The sequence below is a fragment of the Streptococcus chosunensis genome, from assembly GCF_003626515.1.
Taxonomy (GTDB): domain Bacteria; phylum Bacillota; class Bacilli; order Lactobacillales; family Streptococcaceae; genus Streptococcus; species Streptococcus chosunensis.
Map to the genome: position 1 here is coordinate 468124 of NZ_RBCK01000001.1, position 21297 is coordinate 489420.

The 21297-nt window shown below is 39.5% G+C and carries 22 protein-coding genes; 13 read left to right on the forward strand and 9 right to left on the reverse strand.

What is annotated here, in order from left to right; genetic code table 11:
• Window positions 1-24 precede the first annotated feature (24 nt).
• Window positions 25-705: a RadC family protein gene (radC, locus tag D7D54_RS02270; RefSeq protein WP_000286928.1), complete on the forward strand. Its 681-nt coding sequence runs from the start codon at window positions 25-27 to the stop codon at window positions 703-705.
• Here the strand turns inward: radC and D7D54_RS02275 are convergent.
• The 7 genes from D7D54_RS02275 to D7D54_RS02305 all read right to left on the reverse strand — a co-directional run bounded on the left by D7D54_RS02275 (window position 702) and on the right by D7D54_RS02305 (window position 5474).
• On the reverse strand, window positions 702-1391 hold the full coding sequence (locus D7D54_RS02275) for a gamma-glutamyl-gamma-aminobutyrate hydrolase family protein (protein WP_120718732.1): 690 nt from the start codon (window positions 1389-1391) through the stop codon (window positions 702-704). The two genes, radC and D7D54_RS02275, sit on opposite strands and share 4 nt — an antisense overlap.
• A 17-nt stretch (window positions 1392-1408) precedes the next feature.
• Window positions 1409-2050, reverse strand: coding sequence for a redox-sensing transcriptional repressor Rex (locus tag D7D54_RS02280; protein ID WP_120718733.1), 642 nt, complete (start codon window positions 2048-2050; stop codon window positions 1409-1411).
• Window positions 2051-2132: 82 nt separating this feature from the next.
• Window positions 2133-2348, reverse strand: coding sequence for a DUF4649 family protein (locus D7D54_RS02285; RefSeq protein WP_153210301.1), 216 nt, complete (start codon window positions 2346-2348; stop codon window positions 2133-2135).
• Between the two features lie 7 nt (window positions 2349-2355).
• On the reverse strand, window positions 2356-2703 hold the full coding sequence (locus tag D7D54_RS02290; RefSeq protein WP_084926532.1) for a DUF1831 domain-containing protein: 348 nt from the start codon (window positions 2701-2703) through the stop codon (window positions 2356-2358).
• A gap of 4 nt (window positions 2704-2707) precedes the next feature.
• Window positions 2708-3823, reverse strand: a complete 1116-nt coding sequence (locus D7D54_RS02295) for a cysteine desulfurase family protein (protein ID WP_120718734.1) — start codon at window positions 3821-3823, stop codon at window positions 2708-2710.
• A 9-nt stretch (window positions 3824-3832) separates the two neighbouring features.
• A complete protein-coding gene (locus tag D7D54_RS02300; protein ID WP_049551214.1) occupies window positions 3833-4792 on the reverse strand; it encodes a ribose-phosphate diphosphokinase in 960 nt (319 codons plus the stop codon).
• Between the two features lie 112 nt (window positions 4793-4904).
• The gene (locus D7D54_RS02305) at window positions 4905-5474 is read right to left on the reverse strand and encodes a CYTH domain-containing protein (protein ID WP_120718735.1); all 570 of its coding nucleotides are present in this window, start codon (window positions 5472-5474) and stop codon (window positions 4905-4907) included.
• A gap of 129 nt (window positions 5475-5603) precedes the next feature.
• Here D7D54_RS02305 and yjbM point away from each other — a divergent pair, with 129 nt between their 5' ends.
• The 8 genes from yjbM to D7D54_RS02350 all read left to right on the forward strand — a co-directional run bounded on the left by yjbM (window position 5604) and on the right by D7D54_RS02350 (window position 13268).
• Window positions 5604-6275, forward strand: a complete 672-nt coding sequence (gene yjbM / locus D7D54_RS02310; RefSeq protein WP_120718736.1) for a GTP diphosphokinase — start codon at window positions 5604-5606, stop codon at window positions 6273-6275.
• A complete protein-coding gene (locus D7D54_RS02315) occupies window positions 6259-7077 on the forward strand; it encodes an NAD kinase (protein WP_033681742.1) in 819 nt (272 codons plus the stop codon). The genes yjbM and D7D54_RS02315 overlap by 17 nt, the downstream gene beginning before the upstream one ends.
• Window positions 7074-7970 carry an RluA family pseudouridine synthase gene (locus D7D54_RS02320; protein WP_120718737.1) on the forward strand — a complete coding sequence of 299 codons (897 nt, stop codon included), beginning with the start codon at window positions 7074-7076 and terminating at the stop codon, window positions 7968-7970. The genes D7D54_RS02315 and D7D54_RS02320 overlap by 4 nt, the downstream gene beginning before the upstream one ends.
• Before the next feature lie 43 nt (window positions 7971-8013).
• Complete coding sequence (gene pta, locus D7D54_RS02325; protein WP_000451569.1) at window positions 8014-8988, forward strand: phosphate acetyltransferase; 975 nt, start codon at window positions 8014-8016, stop codon at window positions 8986-8988.
• A gap of 188 nt (window positions 8989-9176) precedes the next feature.
• Window positions 9177-10352 (forward strand): A/G-specific adenine glycosylase, encoded by a 1176-nt coding sequence (mutY, locus tag D7D54_RS02335; RefSeq protein WP_120718738.1) that lies wholly within the window; start codon window positions 9177-9179, stop codon window positions 10350-10352.
• A 55-nt stretch (window positions 10353-10407) separates the two neighbouring features.
• Window positions 10408-11115 carry a response regulator YycF gene (gene yycF / locus D7D54_RS02340; protein WP_020901406.1) on the forward strand — a complete coding sequence of 236 codons (708 nt, stop codon included), beginning with the start codon at window positions 10408-10410 and terminating at the stop codon, window positions 11113-11115.
• A complete protein-coding gene (gene vicK, locus D7D54_RS02345; RefSeq protein ID WP_049552630.1) occupies window positions 11108-12457 on the forward strand; it encodes a cell wall metabolism sensor histidine kinase VicK in 1350 nt (449 codons plus the stop codon). Before yycF ends, vicK begins: the two co-directional genes overlap by 8 nt.
• 1 nt (window position 12458) lies before the next feature.
• A complete protein-coding gene (locus D7D54_RS02350) occupies window positions 12459-13268 on the forward strand; it encodes an MBL fold metallo-hydrolase (RefSeq protein ID WP_120718739.1) in 810 nt (269 codons plus the stop codon).
• Window positions 13269-13299: 31 nt separating this feature from the next.
• On the opposite strand, the gene D7D54_RS02355 is transcribed toward D7D54_RS02350, so the two are convergent.
• Window positions 13300-13647, reverse strand: coding sequence for a DUF6568 family protein (locus D7D54_RS02355; protein WP_120718740.1), 348 nt, complete (start codon window positions 13645-13647; stop codon window positions 13300-13302).
• A gap of 112 nt (window positions 13648-13759) precedes the next feature.
• Window positions 13760-15478, reverse strand: a complete 1719-nt coding sequence (locus tag D7D54_RS02360; RefSeq protein WP_120718741.1) for a phospho-sugar mutase — start codon at window positions 15476-15478, stop codon at window positions 13760-13762.
• Between the two features lie 152 nt (window positions 15479-15630).
• On the opposite strand from D7D54_RS02360, the gene D7D54_RS02365 reads away from it, so the two are divergent.
• From D7D54_RS02365 to D7D54_RS02380, 4 genes are all read left to right on the forward strand, one after another.
• Window positions 15631-17532: an ABC transporter ATP-binding protein gene (locus D7D54_RS02365; RefSeq protein WP_120718742.1), complete on the forward strand. Its 1902-nt coding sequence runs from the start codon at window positions 15631-15633 to the stop codon at window positions 17530-17532.
• 12 nt (window positions 17533-17544) lie between these two features.
• Complete coding sequence (locus D7D54_RS02370) at window positions 17545-19131, forward strand: DUF2971 domain-containing protein (protein WP_120718743.1); 1587 nt, start codon at window positions 17545-17547, stop codon at window positions 19129-19131.
• A 43-nt stretch (window positions 19132-19174) separates the two neighbouring features.
• Window positions 19175-20038, forward strand: coding sequence for an Rgg family transcriptional regulator (locus D7D54_RS02375; protein WP_120718744.1), 864 nt, complete (start codon window positions 19175-19177; stop codon window positions 20036-20038).
• A gap of 79 nt (window positions 20039-20117) precedes the next feature.
• Window positions 20118-21296, forward strand: a complete 1179-nt coding sequence (locus D7D54_RS02380) for an MFS transporter (protein WP_120718745.1) — start codon at window positions 20118-20120, stop codon at window positions 21294-21296.
• The last annotated feature ends 1 nt before the right edge of the window (window position 21297 follow it).

Genomic DNA, 21297 nt, shown 5'->3' on the forward strand with positions numbered 1-21297 from the left:
AATAATAAAGTGAGGAGGATTTTTATGTATAGTATTTCATTTCAAGAAGATTCACTATTACCGAGAGAAAGACTGGCCAAGGAAGGAGTAGAAGCGCTCAGTAATCAAGAGTTGCTAGCTATTTTACTCAGGACAGGAACACGTCAAGCTAGCGTTTTTGAAATTGCCCAGAAAGTCTTGAGCAACCTTTCAAGCCTAACGGATTTGAAAAAAATGACCCTGCAGGAGTTGCAGAGTCTATCTGGTATTGGGCGTGTTAAGGCCATAGAATTACAAGCTATGATTGAGCTGGGTCATCGTATTCACAAACATGAGACCCTTGAGATGGAAAGTATTCTCAGCAGTCAAAAGTTGGCCAAGAAGATGCAGCAGGAGTTAGGACATAAAAAACAAGAGCACCTGGTGGCGCTCTATCTCAATACTCAAAATCAAATCATCCATCAACAGACCATTTTTATCGGTTCTGCAACTCGTAGTATCGCTGAGCCGCGAGAGATTCTTCACTATGCTATCAAGCATATGGCAACCTCTCTTATCTTGGTCCACAATCATCCTTCAGGAGCGGTAGCCCCTAGCCGAAATGATGATCATGTTACAAAACTTGTCAAAGAAGCCTGTGAACTGATGGGGATTGTCCTCTTGGACCATTTGATTGTCTCACATTCTAGTTACTTTAGTTATCGTGAAAAGACGGATTTAATTTAAAGTTCATTTACGACATAGTCAAAGAGGTTTTTATCTTTGGGACGATTTTCAAATAGAAATTCTGGATGCCATTGGACACCGAGAAAGGCGAAATCATCCGTACTCATGACAGCTTCAATGATACCATCTTTAGGATCATGAGCTGCAATCTTTAAATTTGGTGCTAAATCCTTGATGCTCTGGTGGTGGAAGGAATTGATATGGGAAATTTCTCCATAGATTTCTCGAAGGACTGTATCAGGTTCTGTCACCAAGCGTTGAGTTGTGTACTCAGCAGAACAATCTTGCCAGTGGTCTTCTATATCTTGATACAAAGTTCCACCCATGGCAACGTTAAAGAGTTGAGTCCCGCGACAGACAGAGAAAATAGGCTTTTTCTGGTTAATAGCTTCCTTGATGAGGGCTAGTTCGAAGATATCTCTTTGAAGGTGGTAGTCATCGCTATCAATGGTTTTTGGTTCACCATAGAATTTTGGATCAACATTTTGCCCACCTGTCAAGATGAGCTTGTCAATCATACTGATATAGTGGCAGGCCATTTCTTGATCACCAATCGGTAGGATGATGGGAATCCCTCCAGCGTCTTTAACGCCTTCAACAAAGCCTTTTGCTACGTAGCTCATCATGATGTCATCATCTGGATGAGTTTTTTCGTTTCCTGTAATCCCAATAACTGGTTTTTTCATAAAATGATATTCGCTTTCTAATCCTCTCTTCGCATGAAATAGAGGAGGGTTTGGAGTTCGCTTGTCAAATCGACATACTGAACGACCACGTCTTTTGGTAAATGTAGATGGACTGGTGAAAAACTGAGAATTCCTTTCACGCCAGCATCCACCAAGAGATTAGCAACCTCTTGTGACTTAACGCTGGGAACGGTCAGAATAGCAGTCTTCACATCAGCATTCTTGATTTTTTCCTTGATTTGAGAAATCCCGTAAATGGGAATTCCATCAGGAGTTTGGGTACCGACTTCAGGATGGTCATCTAGGTCAAAGGCCATGATAATCTTCATCTTGTTACGTTCGTGGAAGCGGTAGTGGAGAAGGGCATGGCCCATATTTCCAATACCCACCAGCATGACATTGGTGATGGAGTTATCGTTAAGCAAATCGGCAAAAAATGTCATCAGTTTTTTGACATCATAGCCAAAACCACGACGACCTAGTTCACCAAAATAGGAAAAATCACGACGAACTGTCGCTGAATCAATACCGATGGCCTCTGCAATTTGTTTAGAGTTGGCACGTTCAATCTTTTCTGCATGAAATCTCTTAAAAATTCGATAGTAGAGAGAGAGTCTTTTTGCTGTAGCTTTCGGAATAGCAGACTGTTTATCTTTCACAAAATCACAACCTTTCTATTCTTCTATTTTATAGAAACATTGTGAAAAAATCAACAAAAATAAGAAAAAACTAAGAAAAATCTTAGTTTTGATCTAAAAAATCTGCATGTGATAGAAAACGGTAGAGGTCTCCGACCAGTCCTTGGTAAACTTCCCGCCCTTTAAAGGTCAAAGAAGTTACATAAAGTGTATCTGGTAGGGTTACGCATCCTGACAGAGCAAGCATGAGAGCCTCGTAATCCTCATACTTGAGAGTGCGCTCTACATGATAGCTGTCCTTATAGGTCAGTTCAAACATATGGGACCTATCTTTCCGATTTTGTAAAGACACCACGTTCTACCAAGCTATCCATGAGGAAATAGAATTTTTCCTGATGAATGTGGTGGTCTTCTGATTTGAAAATATCAACTATACGTAGCCCAAACTTGTCAGTGATATTGATTTTAGCCCCTGTCAGTTCCTTGTTAATAATGATTTTCAGTTGGAATCCTTCACCGCTGTTTGGCACTTTTTCCAAAAGGCGAGTCAGTTCATAGTTACCAACCTTAGTCTCAAAAAAGGTGTTGTCTTTGAGGGTGAATTTTTTAACAGAAGGGCTAAGAGTGTAGTCGTAACGACAATTTTTTAACTGAATGGTTTTTTCAAATGCCATATGGCTAACCTCCGATAATTTCTTTTAAGGTTTTTGCGAGGGTTTGTAGGTCTTCAACAGTATTTTGTGGTGAGAGACTGATACGAACGGATTCCTTCAAGCGTTCTGAATTAGCCCCGTACATGGCTTCAAGAACATGGCTGGATTGTACAATGCCTGCAGTGCAGGCTGAGCCAGTAGAGATTGAAATGCCAGCCAAATCTAGACGAAGGAGTAAGAGGTCATTTTTCTGGCCAGAAAATCCAATATTGAGAACATAAGGGAGATGGTGTTCGCCTCTATTCAGGTAATACTGAACTCCCTCTAGCTCTGCAAGAAAGGCAGTTTCTAGATTTTGTACATGTTGAAAATGTTCTTCTTGTTTTTCTAGGTCCTCTTTTAGAGCTGCAACCATGCCTACGATGGCAGCCAGATTTTCAGTTCCTGCACGTTTCTTCTGTTCTTGGTCTCCACCATGGAGATAGGAATCAAAGTCCATGCTAGAAGCGTAGAGAAAACCAATTCCCTTAGGACCATGGAATTTATGTGCCGAAGCAGTGAGAAAATCAATGCACAATTCTTCTGGGTGAATAGGGATTTTACCAATAGCTTGAACTGCATCGACATGATAGGCAGCAGGGTGTTGCTTGAGTATTTGGCCAATTTCAGCAATGGGCAATAGGTTTCCTGTCTCATTATTGGCAAACATGGTAGAAACCAAAATCGTATCATCACGTAAGGATTCTTGGATTTGTTGAGCTGTGATTTCTTGCTTTTCTGGTTGGATAATGGTTACTTCAAACCCAAAGTGTTGAACCAAGTAATCAATGGTTTCAAGGACGGCATGGTGCTCAATGGCAGTTGTGATGATATGTTTTCCTTGTTCTTGGTGACGAAGGCAGTAGCCAATGATGGCAGTATTGTTGCCTTCAGTCCCACCAGAAGTGAAAAAGATATGTTGAGGTTTTGTCCCCAGTAACTGAGCTAGTTCCTGACGGGCTTCTCTCAAGAGTTTGCCAGCTTGACGACCATGACCATGAATACTAGAAGGATTTCCGTGAGTTTCTTGCATAACCTTAGTCATAGCTGAAATAGCAACTGCTGACATTGGAGTCGTTGCAGCATTGTCCAAATAAATCAAAGAATCACCTTATTTCTTTTTATTGTAGGCAAAGAGTGGGCTGACTGGTTTTCTTTCGTGGATACGGACGATGGCATCACCAATTAACTCACTAGCAGTGATGTAGCATACGTTTTTAGGAGTTTTTTCTTTTGTTGCTACTGAATCAGTCACAAGAATTTCTTTAATATTTGTATTGTCAAGAAGTTCAGCAGCTCCTTCTACGAAGAGACCGTGACTAGAAACAGCATAAATTTCTGTAGCTCCTTCACGTTCAACGATTTTTGCAGCTTCAGAGAAGGTACGTCCTGTATTTAAAATATCGTCAATCAAGATAGCTTTCTTACCTTCAACATCACCGATAATATAACCTTCGTTGCGAGTTGCATCGTCTTGAGGGTAGTCGATAATGGCGATAGGAGCATCAAGGTATTCAGCCAAGCTACGAGCACGTTTTACACCTGAATTTTTAGGGCTAACAACAACAACATCTGAACCAAGTAGGCCTTTATCGCAGTAATGTTTTGCAAATAGGGGAACTGTGAAGAGGTTATCAACAGGAATATCAAAGAAGCCTTGAACCTGAACAGCATGCAAATCAAGTGTAAGGATACGGTCAACACCAGCCTTAACCAGCATATTAGCAACTAGTTTTGCTGTGAGTGGCTCACGTGGTGAAGCAATGCGGTCTTGACGTGCATAGCCAAAATATGGAAGAACAACGTTGATACTGTGGGCACTTGCGCGCACACAAGCGTCGACCATGATTAACAATTCCATTAGGTGGTTGTTAACAGGGAAACTTGTTGATTGGATAATGTAAACATCATAACCACGGACACTTTCTTCGATATTCACTTGGATCTCTCCGTCAGAAAATTGACGTGATGACAGTTTTCCGAGTGGAATACCAACAGCATCCGAAATTTTTTGAGCAATCTCTTGGTTAGAGTTGAGTGCGAAAAGTTTCATATTTTTTCTATCTGACATTATAGACCGTCCTCTGTAAACTTTATAAATCCCAGTGATATTTGTCTTGCATATATGAACTAGGATTTGTGTATTTTTATCTTTTCTATTTTACCAAAAAATGGAGATTATTTCAGCTATTTTTCATGCTTTTGACAAATCGACCCAATTTTGAAGGAGCTTTTTGGTAGGAAATCTGATTATCCTCTAAAAATTGTTGGAAATCCTGTTTCCCTTGCTCGTGATTCTCAACTTCAAGCTCTAATTCGTAATCTGTCATATCAAAGTAATGACTCTCATCCAGTGCCATGAGACCAATAGCTGTTTGCATTTCATAGCGAAGCGTTGTTAGACAACCGAGCACCTGCCAGTTCTTGCTTTGTATGCCATGTTTAGACAATTCATCCAGTACTAGACCTTGAGGAAGTTCTTTCTTACTCAGATAGTTTTCAGCATCTTTTAGTTGCAATTTTTGGTTGTATTCCATGTTTCCGACACTTTGCGGGACTTTGAGTGTCAATTCTGCCCAGTCTTCAAAGATTCGAATGCGCATAGCGACTCTCTTTTCTCGCAGCTCAAAATCAGGCGTGTCGATGTAGTAATTTTTTTGAAGAACAGGTGTGACATTTGTGAACTGGTCTTTTAGACGATTGTATTCATCTTTTTTCAATAGTGTTTTCAATTCAATTTCTAAATGTTTCATTTTTCTTACCTTTTCTTTATCGTTGAAAGCGGATTTATGGTATAATAAGCATTGTATTTATTGTATATGAATCTGGAGAAAAAATCAAAGATATTTTTGAAGGATAAATATGAGAACAAGGGAGAATATATGACCTTAGAATGGGAAGAATTTCTAGATCCTTACATTCAAGCTGTTGGTGAGTTGAAAATTAAACTTCGTGGTATTCGTAAGCAATATCGTAAACAAAATAAGCATTCTCCGATTGAGTTTGTGACTGGTCGAGTCAAGCCAATTGAAAGCATTAAGGAAAAAATGGTTCGTCGTGGCATTACTTATGCGACCTTAGAGCACGATTTGCAGGATATTGCTGGCTTGCGTGTGATGGTTCAGTTTGTAGATGACGTCAAGGAAGTAGTGGAAATTTTACGCAAACGTCAGGACATGCGAATCATACAGGAGCGAGATTACATTACTCATCGAAAAGCATCAGGCTATCGTTCCTATCATGTGGTAGTAGAATATACGGTTGATACCATCAATGGAGCCAAGACCATTTTGGCGGAAATTCAGATTCGTACCTTGGCCATGAATTTCTGGGCAACAATAGAACATTCTCTCAACTACAAGTACCAAGGGGATTTCCCAGAGGAAATTAAAAAGAGACTGGAAATTACCGCCAAAATTGCCCATCAGTTGGATGAAGAAATGGGTAAAATTCGAGATGATATTCAGGAAGCCCAGGCTCTTTTTGATCCTTTGAGTAGAAAATTAAATGACGGTGTAGGAAACAGTGACGATACAGATGAAGAATACAGGTAAACGAATTGACCTGATAGCCAATAGAAAACCACAGAGTCAAAGGGTTTTGTATGAATTGCGAGATCGTTTGAAGAGAAATCAGTTTATACTCAATGATACCAATCCGGACATTGTCATCTCCATTGGTGGGGATGGCATGCTCTTGTCGGCCTTTCATAAGTACGAAAATCAGCTTGACAAGGTCCGCTTTATCGGTGTTCACACTGGACATTTGGGCTTCTATACGGACTACCGTGATTTTGAGTTGGATAAGCTAGTAACTAATTTGCAGCTAGATACTGGGGCAAAGGTATCATACCCTGTTCTGAATGTGAAGGTCTTTCTTGAAAATGGTGAAGTTAAGATTTTCAGAGCACTAAATGAAGCCAGTATCCGCAGGTCTGATCGAACCATGGTTGCGGATGTTGTGATTAATGGTGTCCACTTTGAACGTTTTCGTGGAGATGGGCTAACAGTTTCGACACCGACTGGTAGCACAGCCTATAACAAGTCGCTTGGTGGAGCTGTTTTACACCCTACCATTGAAGCTCTTCAGCTGACGGAAATTGCCAGCCTTAACAATCGTGTCTATCGAACGCTGGGTTCGTCCATTATTGTTCCTAAGAAGGATAAGATTGAACTTATCCCAACGAGAAACGATTACCATACCATTTCGGTTGACAATAGCGTTTATTCCTTCCGAAATATTGAGAGAATCGAATATCAAATCGACCATCATAAGATTCACTTTGTTGCGTCGCCTAGTCACACTAGTTTCTGGAACCGCGTTAAGGATGCTTTCATAGGCGAGGTGGACGAATGAGGTTTGAATTTATCGCAGATGAACATGTCAAGGTTAAGACCTTCTTGAAAAAGCACGAGGTTTCTAAGGGACTTCTGGCCAAGATTAAGTTTCGAGGCGGAGCTATTCTAGTCAATGATCAACCACAAAATGCGACGTATCTATTGGATATTGGAGACCGCGTTGTCATTGATATTCCCGCTGAGGAAGGCTTTGAAACTCTAGAAGCTATCGAGTACCCACTGGATATTCTCTATGAGGATGACCATTTTCTAGTCTTGAATAAACCCTATGGAGTGGCTTCTATTCCTAGTGTTAATCACTCTAATACAATTGCCAATTTTATCAAGGGTTACTACGTCAAGCAAAATTACGAAAATCAGCAGGTTCACATTGTAACCAGGCTTGATAGAGATACTTCTGGCTTGATGCTCTTTGCCAAGCACGGCTATGCCCACGCACGATTAGACAAGCAGTTGCAGAAGAAATCTATCGAGAAACGCTACTTTGCTTTGGTTAAAGGTGATGGATACTTGGAGTCAGAGGGGGAAATCATTGCTCCGATTGCGCGTAATGAAGACTCCATTATTACCAGACGCGTAGCTAAAGGTGGAAAGTATGCTCATACTTCCTACAAGATTGTAGCTTCTTATAGAAATATTCATTTGGTCGATATTCGCCTGCACACTGGACGTACTCACCAAATCCGAGTCCATTTTTCTCATATTGGTTTTCCTTTGTTGGGAGATGATTTGTATGGCGGTAGTCTGGACGATGGCATTCAACGTCAGGCTCTGCATTGCCATTACCTATCCTTTTATCATCCATTTTTAGAGCAAGAATTGCAGTTAGAAAGTCCCTTGCCGGATGATTTTAGTAACCTTATTACCCAGTTATCAACTAATACTCTATAAAAAATGATTCAGAGTATAATTATTATCTTAAAGGAGAAAACTCATGGAAGTTTTTGAAAGTCTCAAAGCCAACCTGGTTGGTAAAAATGCTCGTATCGTTCTCCCTGAAGGGGAAGAACCTCGTATTCTTCAAGCAACTAAACGCCTGGTAAAAGAAACAGAAGTGATTCCTGTTTTGCTTGGAAATCCTGAAAAAATTAAAATTTATCTTGAAATCGAAGGCATCGAGGATGGTTATGAAGTCATCGACCCTCAACACTACGATAAATTTGAAGAAATGGTTGCTGCCTTGGTAGAACGTCGTAAGGGTAAAATGTCTGAAGAAGATGCACGCAAGGTTTTGATTGAAGATGTCAACTATTTTGGTGTTATGTTGGTTTACTTAGGATTGGTTGATGGAATGGTGTCAGGAGCGATTCACTCAACAGCTTCAACAGTTCGTCCAGCCCTTCAAATCATCAAAACTCGCCCAAATGTAACTCGTACTTCAGGTGCCTTCCTCATGGTTCGTGGTACGGAGCGTTACCTGTTTGGGGACTGTGCCATCAATATCAATCCAGACGCAGAAGCTTTGGCTGAAATTGCCATTAACTCAGCAATCACAGCTAAAATGTTTGGAATCGAGCCTAAAATTGCTATGCTAAGCTATTCTACTAAAGGTTCAGGATTTGGAGAAAGCGTTGATAAGGTTGTTGAAGCAACTAAAATTGCTCATGACTTGCGCCCTGACCTTGAAATCGATGGTGAGTTGCAATTTGATGCGGCCTTTGTTCCTGAAACTGCAGCTTTGAAAGCTCCTGGAAGTACAGTAGCTGGTCAAGCAAATGTCTTCATCTTCCCAGGTATCGAGGCAGGAAATATCGGCTACAAGATGGCTGAACGTCTTGGTGGTTTTGCAGCTGTTGGTCCTGTTTTGCAAGGTTTGAACAAGCCAGTTAACGACCTTTCTCGTGGATGTAATGCTGATGATGTGTACAAGTTGACCCTTATCACAGCAGCTCAAGCGGTTCATCAATAAGATTTAGTCCTCTTTCCCTTGGGAAGAGGTTTTTTATACTCAATGAAAATCAAAGAGCAAACTAGGAAACTAGCCGCAGGCTGTACTTGAGTACGGCAAGGCGACGTTGACGTGGTTTGAATTTGATTTTCGAAGAGTATTAATACTAGGAAAAGGACAGTTAGAATCTTCTGTGTTATACTAGAGATATGTTAGATTTGAAAGAATACGGTATCGTCATGTGGCCGGATGAGAAGATTGTTTCTTTCCGTGAGAAACTTCTCACTTGGTATGATGAAAACAAAAGAGATTTACCCTGGCGTAGAAGTAAAAATCCTTATCATATCTGGGTCTCGGAAATTATGCTCCAGCAGACTAGGGTAGATACGGTTATTCCTTATTACGAACGATTCTTGGACTGGTTTCCAACAGTAGAAAGTTTGGCGAATGCGCCTGAAGAGCGTTTGTTGAAGGCTTGGGAAGGTTTGGGTTATTATTCTCGAGTTCGTAATATGCAGGCTGCAGCCCAGCAGATTATGACTGACTTTGGTGGTAAATTTCCAAATACCTATGAAGGAATTTCCAGCTTGAAAGGAATTGGTCCCTACACTGCAGGCGCTATTTCCAGTATTGCTTTTAACTTGCCTGAGCCAGCTGTAGATGGTAATGTCATGCGGGTGTTGGCCCGTCTATTTGAAGTTAACCACGATATTGGGATTCCAAGTAATCGAAAAATTTTTCAGGTAATGATGGAAATCCTGATTGACCCAGAACGGCCAGGTGACTTTAATCAAGCCTTGATGGACTTGGGCTCAGATATTGAGGCACCTGTAAATCCCAGACCAGAAGAAAGCCCAGTTAAGGACTTTAGTGCGGCATATCAGAATGGCACAATGGACCGTTATCCAATCAAGGCTCCCAAGAAAAAGCCAGTTCCCATTTATCTCAAAGCCTTGGTGGTCAAAAATGCTCAGGGACAATTTTTACTTGAAAAGAATGAAAGTGAAAAGCTCTTGGCAGGTTTTTGGCATTTCCCCTTGATAGAAGTAGATAACTTTTCGCAAGAAGAGCAGTTTGACCTCTTTCATCAGGTTGCAGAAGAAAGTGTGAACTTTGGCCCCAGTCCAGAAGAGAGTTTTCAGCAGGACTATGACTTAGAAGTTGATTGGCTTGATATTTATTTTGACACTGTCAAGCATATCTTTAGTCACCGCAAGTGGCATGTTCAAATTGTAGCAGGTCAAGTGAGTGATTTCCATGTTTTTTCAGATAGGGAAGTTCGCTGGCTTTCACCAGAAGAATTCAAGGATGTTCCACTTGCTAAACCCCAACAAAAAATCTGGCAGGCTTATGCAAAAGCCAACTTAGACAGTAGCAAAGACTAGCTATTGTGTCTTCTTGTTATTTTTTTGGTATAATGGTAGAGAAAAAGGTGAACAAATGAAAAAAATATTAATTGTAGATGATGAAAAACCAATCTCGGATATTATCAAGTTTAACATGACCAAGGAAGGTTACGAGGTTGTAACTGCTTTTAACGGTCGTGAAGCGCTAGAGCAATATGAAGCAGAGCAACCAGATATTATTATTCTGGATTTGATGCTTCCAGAAATCGATGGTTTAGAAGTTGCTAAGACCATTCGCAAGACTAGTAGTGTGCCTATTATCATGCTTTCGGCTAAAGATAGCGAATTTGATAAGGTTATCGGTTTAGAGCTTGGGGCGGATGACTATGTAACCAAACCCTTCTCAAATCGTGAGTTGCAGGCGCGTGTTAAAGCTCTTCTCCGTCGCACGGACTTGGTTTCTGTAGATAATCAAGAGTCAGATGAAAAGAAAGCCCAACCCTTGCAAATTGGGGATTTGGAGATTGTGCCAGATGCTTATGTAGCTAAAAAATATGGTGAAGAACTAGACTTGACCCACCGTGAATTTGAGCTTTTGTACCACTTGGCGTCTCATATTGGTCAAGTGATTACACGTGAACATTTGCTTGAAACGGTCTGGGGTTATGATTATTTCGGAGATGTTCGGACTGTTGACGTAACTATCAGACGTTTGCGTGAGAAGATTGAAGATACACCTAGTCGTCCAGAGTATATCCTAACACGTCGTGGTGTTGGTTATTATATGAGAAATAATGATTGAATTGATTAGAAAAAATATTCTTACTAGTGATTTTATCTTCATTTTAATTTTATTGGGTTTTATCTTGATTGTTACCTTGCTTTTGCTAGAAAATCGGCGAGATAATATTCGGTTGAAGCAAATTAATCAAAAAGTTAAAGACTTGATTGCAGGAGATTATTCTCAGGTATTGGATATGCAGGGAAGCTCTGAGATCACTAATATTACCAATAATCTCAATGATTTATCAGAAGTAATTCGCTTGACTCAAGAAAATCTGGAACAAGAGAGTAAACGATTGAATAGTATCCTCTCATACATGACAGACGGAGTTCTTGCGACCAATCGTCGTGGCAAGATTACTATGATTAATGACATGGCTAAGAAACAGCTAGGTGTTCAGAAAGAAGAGGTTCTCAATAAAAGTATTCTAGAATTGCTTAAGATTGAAGATGAGTATGAACTTCGTGATTTGATTACCCAAGTTCCTGAGCTTATGATTGATTCTCAGGATGACAATGGTGAATATCTGAGCCTTCGTGTACGTTTTGCCTTGGTTCGTCGTGAGTCTGGCTTTATTTCTGGTTTGGTTGCTGTTTTACACGATACGACGGAGCAGGAGAAGGAGGAGCGCGAACGGAGACTCTTTGTTTCCAACGTTAGTCATGAGCTACGGACGCCACTGACTAGTGTTAAATCCTATCTTGAAGCCTTGGATGAGGGAGCCTTGTCAGAACCTGTCGCACCAGACTTTATCAAGGTATCTCTTGATGAAACTAACCGTATGATGCGAATGGTGACAGATCTTCTCCATCTTTCACGTATTGATAATGCAACCAGTCATCTAGATGTCGAACTGATTAATTTTACTGCCTTTATTACCTTTATTCTTAACCGTTTTGATAAGATGAGAGGACCAGATGAGGAGAAGAAATACGAATTGGTGAGAGATTATCCGATTACCTCTGTCTGGATTGAAATTGATACAGATAAAATGACACAGGTGATTGATAATATTCTCAACAATGCCATTAAGTATTCACCAGATGGCGGTAAAATCACAGTGACCATGAAGACAACTGATGATCAGATGATTTTATCCATCTCTGACCAAGGATTGGGGATACCAAAGCAGGATTTACCACGTATCTTTGACCGTTTTTATCGTGTGGATCGTGCTAGAAGTCGTGCCCAAGGTGGTACAGGTCTAGGACTGTCTATTGCTAAAGAAATTATCAAACAACATAAGGGCTTTATTTGGGCTAAGAGTGAATACGGTAAAGGATCAACCTTCACCATTGTGTTACCTTATGATAAGGATGCAGTGAAAGAAGAAGTATGGGAGGACGAAGTAGAAGACTAGAATGAGTGAAACAGGCTTTAAATACAGTATTTTAGCGTCGGGTTCCAGTGGAAATTCCTTTTATCTGGAAACCCCAAAAAAGAAGCTTTTAGTGGATGCAGGCTTGTCTGGTAAGAAAATTACCAGCCTACTTGCTGAAATTAACCGTAAACCCGAGGACCTGGATGCCATCTTGATTACACATGAGCATTCAGACCATATCCACGGAGTGGGAGTTTTGGCTCGCAAGTATGGTATGGATCTTTATGCCAATGAAAAGACCTGGCAAGCAATGGAAAATAGCAAGTATCTCGGCAAGGTGGATTCTTCGCAAAAGCATATCTTTGAAATGGGTAAAACCAAAACATTTGGAGATATTGATATTGAGAGTTTTGGTGTTAGCCACGATGCGGTTGCACCGCAGTTCTATCGTTTTATGAAGGATGATAAGAGTTTTGTCATGCTGACTGATACAGGTTATGTGAGTGACCGTATGGCAGGGATTGTCGAAAATGCAGATGGCTACCTTATCGAGTCCAATCATGATGTAGAGATTTTGCGAGCAGGTTCTTACGCTTGGCGACTCAAACAACGAATCCTATCGGATCTGGGTCACCTTTCTAACGAAGATGGTGCCGAAGCTATGATTCGTACTTTGGGAAACCGCACTAAGAAAATCTACCTTGGACATTTATCTAAGGAAAACAATATCAAGGAACTGGCTCATATGACCATGGTCAACCAGCTAGCGCAAGCTGATCTGGGAGTCGGAGTAGACTTTAAGGTTTATGATACCTCACCAGATACCGCAACACCATTGACAAATATATAAAAAGAAGGCGAGTACCTTCTTTTTATATATTTTACAATCCTGCAAATTCTTTGATTTCTTGCGCTGACATTGAAGAGTCGCAACGGACATTGATTTGTCCATCTGCAATGTGAACGAAGCCTGGTACAGTTGGAATTCCGTAGCGTGAGCGGAATTCTTGCAACTCATTGAGTTGGCTTGCTTCTTCACTATTAATGAAGTAGATGTGGGCTTTGGTTTCAGCTACGACACCTGCCAAGGTACCAGCAAATTTACGGCAGTAAGGGCAAGTTTTACGACCGATAAAGAAGGTTGCAGTTTCTTTCTTATCAAGAGCTTCTTGCGCACGCGCAACTGTAGTGACTTCAAGATCTTTGATGTTATCTAAAAATTGTTCCATGAGATTACCTCGCTTTCATTGATAAGTCTAGTATGCCATAAAGTTTCTAAAATTGCTTAGATTTGATACGAAAAAAAAGATGAGATTGGTTGGTCTCATCTTTTCTAGTGTTTTATTTTACAAACGCATTGATTTCTGCTTCGATATTAGCAATCTTAGCTTGTGATTCTTCGTTGGTTTCACCTACAACTGCAATGTAGAACTTGATTTTTGGTTCTGTACCTGAAGGGCGAACGGCAATCCATGAACCGTCAGCAAGTGTGTATTTCAACACATCACTTGGAGGAGTTGTTAAGTTTGTAACGGTACCGTCAGCAGCAGTAGCAGTTTGTGCCTTGAAGTCTTCTACGACAGTGATAGATGTTGAGTTCCATTCTTTTGGAGCATTGTTGCGGAATTTAGCCATAATTGCTTTGATTTGTTCAGCACCATCGACACCTGAAAGGGTAACAGAGATAGTCTTTTCAGCGTAGTAGCCGTACTCTTTGTAGATTTCTTCGATACCGTCAGCAAGTGTTAAACCACGTGAACGGTAGTAGGCAGCAAGCTCAGCAACGACGAGAACGGCTTGGATAGCATCTTTATCACGAACGAATGGTTTAATCAAGTAACCGAAGCTTTCTTCAAATCCCATCATGTATGTGTGATTGTGTTTTTCTTCGAATTCTTGGATTTTTTCAGCGATGAATTTGAAACCAGTCAAGACGTTGAACATAGTTGCGCCGTAGCTTTCAGCAATCTTCGTTACCAAGTCAGTTGATACGATAGATTTACATAGAGCTGCATTTTCAGGAAGAGTTCCAGCATTTTTGTGGGCTTCCAAGATGTATTTAGCCATGATAGCACCGATTTGGTTACCTGAAAGGTTGAGGTAGCTACCATCTTTTTGTAGAACTTCAACACCAACACGGTCAGCATCAGGGTCAGTTGCCACAAGAACATCTGCACCAACTTGACGACCAAGTTCTTCAGCAAGAGCAAAGGCTGCTTGGCTTTCTGGGTTTGGAGATTTTACAGTTGAGAAGTCTGGGTCAGCAGTTGCTTGCGCTTCAACAACTTGAACAGAGTCAAATCCTGCTTGGGCAAGAGCACGACGAGCCAACATTTCACCAGTACCATGCAGTGGTGTGTAGACAATCTTCATGTCTTTACCAAATTCTTCAATCAAGGTTGGGTTGATGTTAACGTCCTTAACTTCTTTGAGGTATTCTACATCGACAGCTTCGCCGATGACTTCAATCAAGCCAGAAGCTTTTTCAGCTTCCACATCAGCAACTTCAACTGCAAATGGATTTTCGATTGCACGGATATAAGTAGTCAAAGCGTCCGCGTCGTGTGGAGGCATTTGTCCACCATCTTCACCGTAAACCTTGTAACCGTTAAATGGAGCAGGGTTATGGCTAGCTGTGACCATGATACCTGCGAAACAGTTGAGGTGACGAACTGCAAATGATAGTTCTGGAGTTGGACGAAGGCTTTCAAAAACGTAAGATTTGATACCGTGTTTAGCAAGAACTGCTGCAGATTCAAAGGCAAACTCAGGTGAGAAGTGACGGCTATCGTAGGCGATTGCCACACCGCGTTCTTTTTCGTTTCCACCTTTTGACTCAATCAAACGAGCCAATCCTTCAGTAGCTTGGCGAACAACGTAGATGTTGATGCGGTTTGTACCAGCACCAATCAAGCCACGCATACCTGCAGTACCAAATTCAAGATTAGTATAGAAGGCATCTTCCTTTGTTTTTTCATCCATATTTTCCAAATCTTGACGAAGGTAGTCAGGAAGATCCGCAAAATCAACCCATTTTTGGTAATTTTCTTGGTAAGACATTAAAATTCTCCTTTTGTAAATTGTTTTAACCGTTCACATTATAGCATTTTTTAGCATTTTAGTAAAACCTTAGCATAATTTTCAGAATAGTGGTGACATATGCCGGTTTATCAAGTCTTGAATGCCTTAGGGAAACATGCTATACTACTTGTATGATTATTTTACAAGCTAATAAAATTGAACGTTCTTTTGCTGGAGAGGTTCTTTTTGATAATATCAACTTGCAGGTCGATGAACGAGATCGGATTGCTCTTGTTGGGAAAAATGGTGCAGGTAAGTCTACTCTTTTGAAGATTTTGGTTGGAGAAGAGGAGCCAACTAGTGGAGAAATCAATAAGAAAAAAGATATTTCTCTGTCTTACCTAGCCCAAGATAGCCGTTTTGAGTCTGAAAATACCATCTACGATGAGATGCTTCATGTCTTTGATGACTTGCGTCGTACGGAGAAACAACTTCGTCAGATGGAGCTAGAGATGGGTGAAAAGTCTGGTGAGGATTTGGATAAGCTGATGTCAGATTATGACCGCTTATCTGAGAATTTTCGCCAAGCAGGTGGCTTTACTTATGAAGCTGATATCCGAGCGATTTTAAATGGATTCAAGTTTGACGAGTCTATGTGGCAGATGAAAATTGCTGAGCTTTCTGGTGGTCAAAATACTCGTTTGGCTCTAGCCAAAATGCTCCTTGAAAAACCTAATCTCTTGGTTTTGGATGAGCCAACCAACCACTTGGATATTGAAACGATTGCCTGGCTAGAGAATTACTTGGTAAACTATAGCGGTGCCCTTATTATTGTCAGCCACGACCGTTATTTCTTGGACAAGGTTGCGACGATTACGCTGGATTTGACCAAGCATTCCTTGGATCGCTATGTGGGCAATTACTCTCGTTTTGTTGAGTTGAAGGAGCAAAAACTAGCTACTGAGGCAAAAAATTATGAAAAGCAACAGAAGGAAATTGCAGCTCTGGAAGACTTTGTCAATCGCAATTTAGTCCGAGCTTCAACGACCAAACGTGCCCAATCTCGCCGTAAACAGCTGGAAAAAATGGAGCGTTTAGACAAGCCTGAAGCTGGTAAGAAAGCAGCCAACATGACCTTCCAGTCTGAAAAAACGTCTGGTAATATCGTTTTGACAGTTGAAAATGCAGCCATTGGTTATGATGGGGAAATATTGTCCGAGCCAATCAACCTAGACCTTCGTAAAATGAACGCTGTCGCTATCGTTGGTCCAAATGGAATCGGCAAGTCAACCTTTATTAAGTCTATAGTGGACCAGATTTCTTTTATCAAGGGGGAAAAGCGATTTGGGGCTAATGTTGAGGTTGGTTACTATGACCAAACCCAAAGCAAGCTGACACCAAGTAATACCGTATTGGATGAACTCTGGAATGATTTTAAACTGACACCAGAAGTTGAAATTCGCAACCGTCTAGGTGCCTTCCTTTTCTCAGGAGATGATGTTAAAAAATCAGTCGGCATGCTGTCTGGTGGCGAGAAAGCTCGTTTACTTCTGGCTAAACTTTCCATGGAAAACAATAATTTTTTGATTCTGGATGAGCCGACCAACCACTTGGATATTGATAGCAAGGAAGTGTTGGAAAATGCCTTGATTGACTTCGATGGAACTCTTCTATTCGTCAGCCACGACCGTTACTTTATCAATCGTGTGGCAACTCATGTACTGGAATTGTCTGAGAAGGGTTCGACTCTTTACTTGGGAGATTACGACTACTATGTTGAGAAGAAAGCAGAAGTAGAAATGACTCAGGCTGAGGAAGCTTTAACCAGCAATCAAGCAAAAGAAGTGAGTACAGTCAATGATTATCAGGCTCAGAAAGAAAGTCAAAAAGAAGTTCGTAAGCTCATGCGACAAATCGAAAGTCTAGAAGCTGAAATTGAAGAGCTAGAAAGTCAAAGTCAAACCATTTCTGAACAAATGTTGGAGACAAACGATGCCGAAAAACTGATGGAATTACAGGCTGAGCTGGACAAAATCAGCCATCGTCAGGAAGAAGCCATGCTTGAGTGGGAAGAATTATCAGAGCAGGTGTAGAAGGAGTAATAGATGGTAGAATATAAATATTTTAACAGAGTTTATAATGAAGTGACTAATAAAAATTTTTCGGATAGTTTCATTTTTTTTAAAGATGATTGGAATGATTATGGCTATTACATTACTTTTCGTGTTTATTACTATGACGAAGATTGTGGCGAAAGATACATAGGTAGTTATAGAATTTACGAAGCTGAGATAGAAGAACAAAAGGATATTAACGGAATTAAATCTATTTTTAAATTGACTGAAGCTGATTTTGATATGAATCAAAAGTATTCTTTGGCTTGTAATCTAGAATTTTATCGAAACTTATATGAATTATGTTCAGAAAATTATGATGAATTTCTTGCAATACATAATGATCTTATACTTAATGACTTACCAGAAGGAATAAAAGAAAATGAAGGAGTAAAGTTTGCTCTTTTAAGAAATGATGGGGTAACAAATAGTGAAGATATAATTAAATTTAATGAAGCTCTAAAAAAACTAGATTCGAATTTAAATGTTGGGAATTATCTTTCTTCGGATAAGATTACGGAGTATTTTTTGACTTTATTAGAAGAGGAACGAGTAGAAGATTTAAAAAAAGAAATTGAAGATTTAGTTGAAAAAAGTAATTTTAACTATAATCTATTAAAAAAGTTAATTGAACATTGTATTGAGAACTCATCTAAAGATACCCATCAAGTGTATTATAATACTTTACTTTCATTGGTAAAAAAGAAAAATTACGAACAGCTAAAGTCAGAGTTAGAAACTATTGACAAAGATGAATTGAAAGAAATATCGGACAATGTAAATATTATAAAAGATAAATTAAAATATAGAGTAGAAGGTGAGGATTTTATTCACTATACTTCACTAAATACCTTGAAATTTTTGCTTTATAAAATTGATGATAAAGATAATTATCCTAGATTACGACTTAGTAATGCCAGACAAATGAATGATCCAAATGAAGGGTATACATTTCTTAATCTCATAGGAATTAAGAAAGAGGAATTATCTCAAACTGATTATGATACATCGCCGTTCTTTTTTGCTTCTATGACACAAACTGGAAATGGGCAAAATCTAGATGATAGTCTTCCAATGTGGAAGCAGTATGGTGATGATGCAAAAGGGATTAATCTAACATATCATTCTGAGTACATTAAAAGCTTAATAGAAGATGGAATAGAAATTTATAAAGTTTGTTATAATGTTAAAGAAGATTTACTAGAGGAAGAAATAAATTCAATAAAATCAGCATTTAACGAAATTAAAAATTATGACGATGATAAAGAAAAAGAAGGTATCTTTTTATCAGCATTAAACCTAATTGATGACATTCGTTATTTGTTTAAAGATGCAGATTATAGCTATGAAAATGAATATAGAATTATTCAATCTTATGAAGGCAACGAAGATGTTATTTTTTCTAGCGAAAGTTCTAATAGTGTGATTCCTGGTCTATATGCTTATATTGACAAAGAACTAAAATATTCAAAAATTAAACTTGGTCCTAAATGTGATGATATTGATTTTGTTGCTCCCTATATAAAATTCGTTGATAGAAATATTGAAGTAACTAAGTCGCAAATATCTTACCGTTAATTCATTAATTTTGAATGTTTATTTTGTAAAAAAGGGTGTAAAGATGGAACATCTTGGAAAAGTATTTCGTGAATTTCGAACAAGTGGAAATTATTCTTTAAAGGAGGCGGCAGGGGAGTCCTGTTCAACCTCTCAGTTATCTCGCTTTGAGCTTGGGGAGTCTGACCTAGCAGTCTCACGTTTTTTTGAGATTTTGGATAACATTCATGTAACAATCGAAAATTTCATGGACAAGGCAAGAAATTTTCACAATCATGAACATGTTGCCATGATGGGACAAATTGTACCCCTTTACTACTCAAATGATATTACAGGTTTTCAAAAGCTTCAAAGAGAACAACTTGAAAAGGCTAAGAGTTCGACAAATCCTCTCTATTTCGAGTTGAACTGGATTTTGCTACAAGGTCTGATTTGTCAAAGAGATTCGAGTTATGATATGAAGTTGGATGATTTGGATAAGGTAGCAGATTATCTCTTTAAAACAGAAGAATGGACCATGTATGAGTTGATTCTGTTTGGTAACCTCTATAGTTTCTACGATGTAGACTATGTCACTCGGATTGGTAGAGAAGTTATGGAGAGGGAGGAATTTTACCAAGAGATTGGTCGCCATAAGAGATTAGTGTTGATTTTGGCCCTCAATTGTTACCAGCATTGTTTAGAGCATCTTTCTTTTGACAATGCAAGCTATTTTGAGGCTTATACAGAGAAGATTATTGGTAAAAACATTAGTCTTTATGAACGAAATATTTTACATTACCTAAAAGGTTTTGCCTTCTATCAAAAAGGGCAGTGTAAAGAAGGTTGTAAGCAGATGCAAGAAGCCATGCATATTTTTGATGTGCTAGGTCTCCCAGAGCAAGTAGCCTACTATCAGGAACACTACGAAAAATTTGTCAAAGATTAATTTTCCCAAATAAGGGAAAAAATAAAAAGCTCCTTTCGGTTTTGATACAATAGTTTCAAAATTTGAGAGGAGTTTTTATATGAATCGCTATGCAGTGCAGTTGATTAGTCGCGGAGCTGTTAACAAGATAGGGAATATGCTCTATGATTATGGAAATAGTGTCTGGTTGGCTTCCATGGGGGCTATCGGACAAACAGTTTTAGGAATGTATCAGATTTCTGAACTCGTCACATCTATTCTCGTAAATCCCTTTGGTGGAGTTATATCAGACCGTTTTTCTCGTCGTAAGATTTTAATGGTGACAGACCTTATTTGTGGGATTCTTTGTCTGGCTATTTCTTTCATAAGGAATGACAGCTGGATGATTGGGGCTTTGGTTTTTGCTAACATTGTTCAGGCTATTGCTTTTGCCTTTTCTAGACCAGCAAATAAGGCCATTATCACAGAATTGGTAGAGAAGGATGAACTGGTCCTCTACAATTCTCGTTTGGAGTTGGTCTTGCAGGTTGTCAGTGTGAGTTCTCCTGTACTTTCTTTTCTGGTTTTACAATTTGCAAGTCTTCGCATTACCTTGGTATTAGATGCCCTTAGTTTTTTTCTCGCTTTTGGCTTGGTAGCCTTGCTTCCAAAGAAAGAAGAGAAGACTATGGGTGAGAAGAAACTCACATTCAAAGTTATTTGTGCTGATATCAAGGAGGGAGTTCACTATATTTTGAAGCAAAAGGAAATCTTCTTTTTGTTAGTCATGGCTTCAAGTGTCAATTTTTTCTTCGCAGCCTTTAATTACCTCCTCCCCTTTTCAAATCAGCTCTATGGAGTTCAAGGTGCCTATGCCACTATTTTAACTATGGGTGCTATCGGTTCTATTGTTGGGGCGCTGTTAGCTAGTAAGATTAAAGCTAGTATGGAAATGCTTCTGTTTTTATTGGTTCTGACTGGACTTGGAGTGATGATAATGGGTTTCCCCCTCCCCTCCTATCTTGCTTTTTCAGGAAATTTCATTTGTGAACTATTTATGACGATTTTCAATATTCACTTTTTTACTCAGGTACAAACCAAGGTTGAAGGGGAATATCTGGGAAGAGTTCTCAGTTCGATTTATACCTTAGCTATACTATTTATGCCTATTGCAACAGGTTTAATGACCTGGCTGCCAAGTGTCCATCTTTATTCTTTCTTGATTATAGGACTTGGAGTTGTTGTCTTATCTTTCTTAGCTCTAGGCTATGTTCGAACTCATTTTGAAAAAGAGACATAAG

Excerpts from the sequence above, each read along its gene's own strand:
- radC (WP_000286928.1), top strand. The coding sequence starts at position 25 with ATGTATAGTATTTCATTTCAAGAAGATTCACTATTACCGAGAGAAAGA.
- D7D54_RS02275 (WP_120718732.1), bottom strand. The coding sequence starts at position 1,391 with ATGAAAAAACCAGTTATTGGGATTACAGGAAACGAAAAAACTCATCCA.
- D7D54_RS02285 (WP_153210301.1), bottom strand. The coding sequence starts at position 2,348 with ATGTTTGAACTGACCTATAAGGACAGCTATCATGTAGAGCGCACTCTC.
- D7D54_RS02290 (WP_084926532.1), bottom strand. The coding sequence starts at position 2,703 with ATGGCATTTGAAAAAACCATTCAGTTAAAAAATTGTCGTTACGACTAC.
- D7D54_RS02300 (WP_049551214.1), bottom strand. The coding sequence starts at position 4,792 with ATGTCAGATAGAAAAAATATGAAACTTTTCGCACTCAACTCTAACCAA.
- D7D54_RS02305 (WP_120718735.1), bottom strand. The coding sequence starts at position 5,474 with ATGAAACATTTAGAAATTGAATTGAAAACACTATTGAAAAAAGATGAA.
- yjbM (WP_120718736.1), top strand. The coding sequence starts at position 5,604 with ATGACCTTAGAATGGGAAGAATTTCTAGATCCTTACATTCAAGCTGTT.
- D7D54_RS02315 (WP_033681742.1), top strand. The coding sequence starts at position 6,259 with ATGAAGAATACAGGTAAACGAATTGACCTGATAGCCAATAGAAAACCA.
- D7D54_RS02320 (WP_120718737.1), top strand. The coding sequence starts at position 7,074 with ATGAGGTTTGAATTTATCGCAGATGAACATGTCAAGGTTAAGACCTTC.
- pta (WP_000451569.1), top strand. The coding sequence starts at position 8,014 with ATGGAAGTTTTTGAAAGTCTCAAAGCCAACCTGGTTGGTAAAAATGCT.
- mutY (WP_120718738.1), top strand. The coding sequence starts at position 9,177 with ATGTTAGATTTGAAAGAATACGGTATCGTCATGTGGCCGGATGAGAAG.
- yycF (WP_020901406.1), top strand. The coding sequence starts at position 10,408 with ATGAAAAAAATATTAATTGTAGATGATGAAAAACCAATCTCGGATATT.
- vicK (WP_049552630.1), top strand. The coding sequence starts at position 11,108 with ATGATTGAATTGATTAGAAAAAATATTCTTACTAGTGATTTTATCTTC.
- D7D54_RS02350 (WP_120718739.1), top strand. The coding sequence starts at position 12,459 with ATGAGTGAAACAGGCTTTAAATACAGTATTTTAGCGTCGGGTTCCAGT.
- D7D54_RS02355 (WP_120718740.1), bottom strand. The coding sequence starts at position 13,647 with ATGGAACAATTTTTAGATAACATCAAAGATCTTGAAGTCACTACAGTT.
- D7D54_RS02360 (WP_120718741.1), bottom strand. The coding sequence starts at position 15,478 with ATGTCTTACCAAGAAAATTACCAAAAATGGGTTGATTTTGCGGATCTT.
- D7D54_RS02365 (WP_120718742.1), top strand. The coding sequence starts at position 15,631 with ATGATTATTTTACAAGCTAATAAAATTGAACGTTCTTTTGCTGGAGAG.
- D7D54_RS02370 (WP_120718743.1), top strand. The coding sequence starts at position 17,545 with ATGGTAGAATATAAATATTTTAACAGAGTTTATAATGAAGTGACTAAT.
- D7D54_RS02375 (WP_120718744.1), top strand. The coding sequence starts at position 19,175 with ATGGAACATCTTGGAAAAGTATTTCGTGAATTTCGAACAAGTGGAAAT.
- D7D54_RS02380 (WP_120718745.1), top strand. The coding sequence starts at position 20,118 with ATGAATCGCTATGCAGTGCAGTTGATTAGTCGCGGAGCTGTTAACAAG.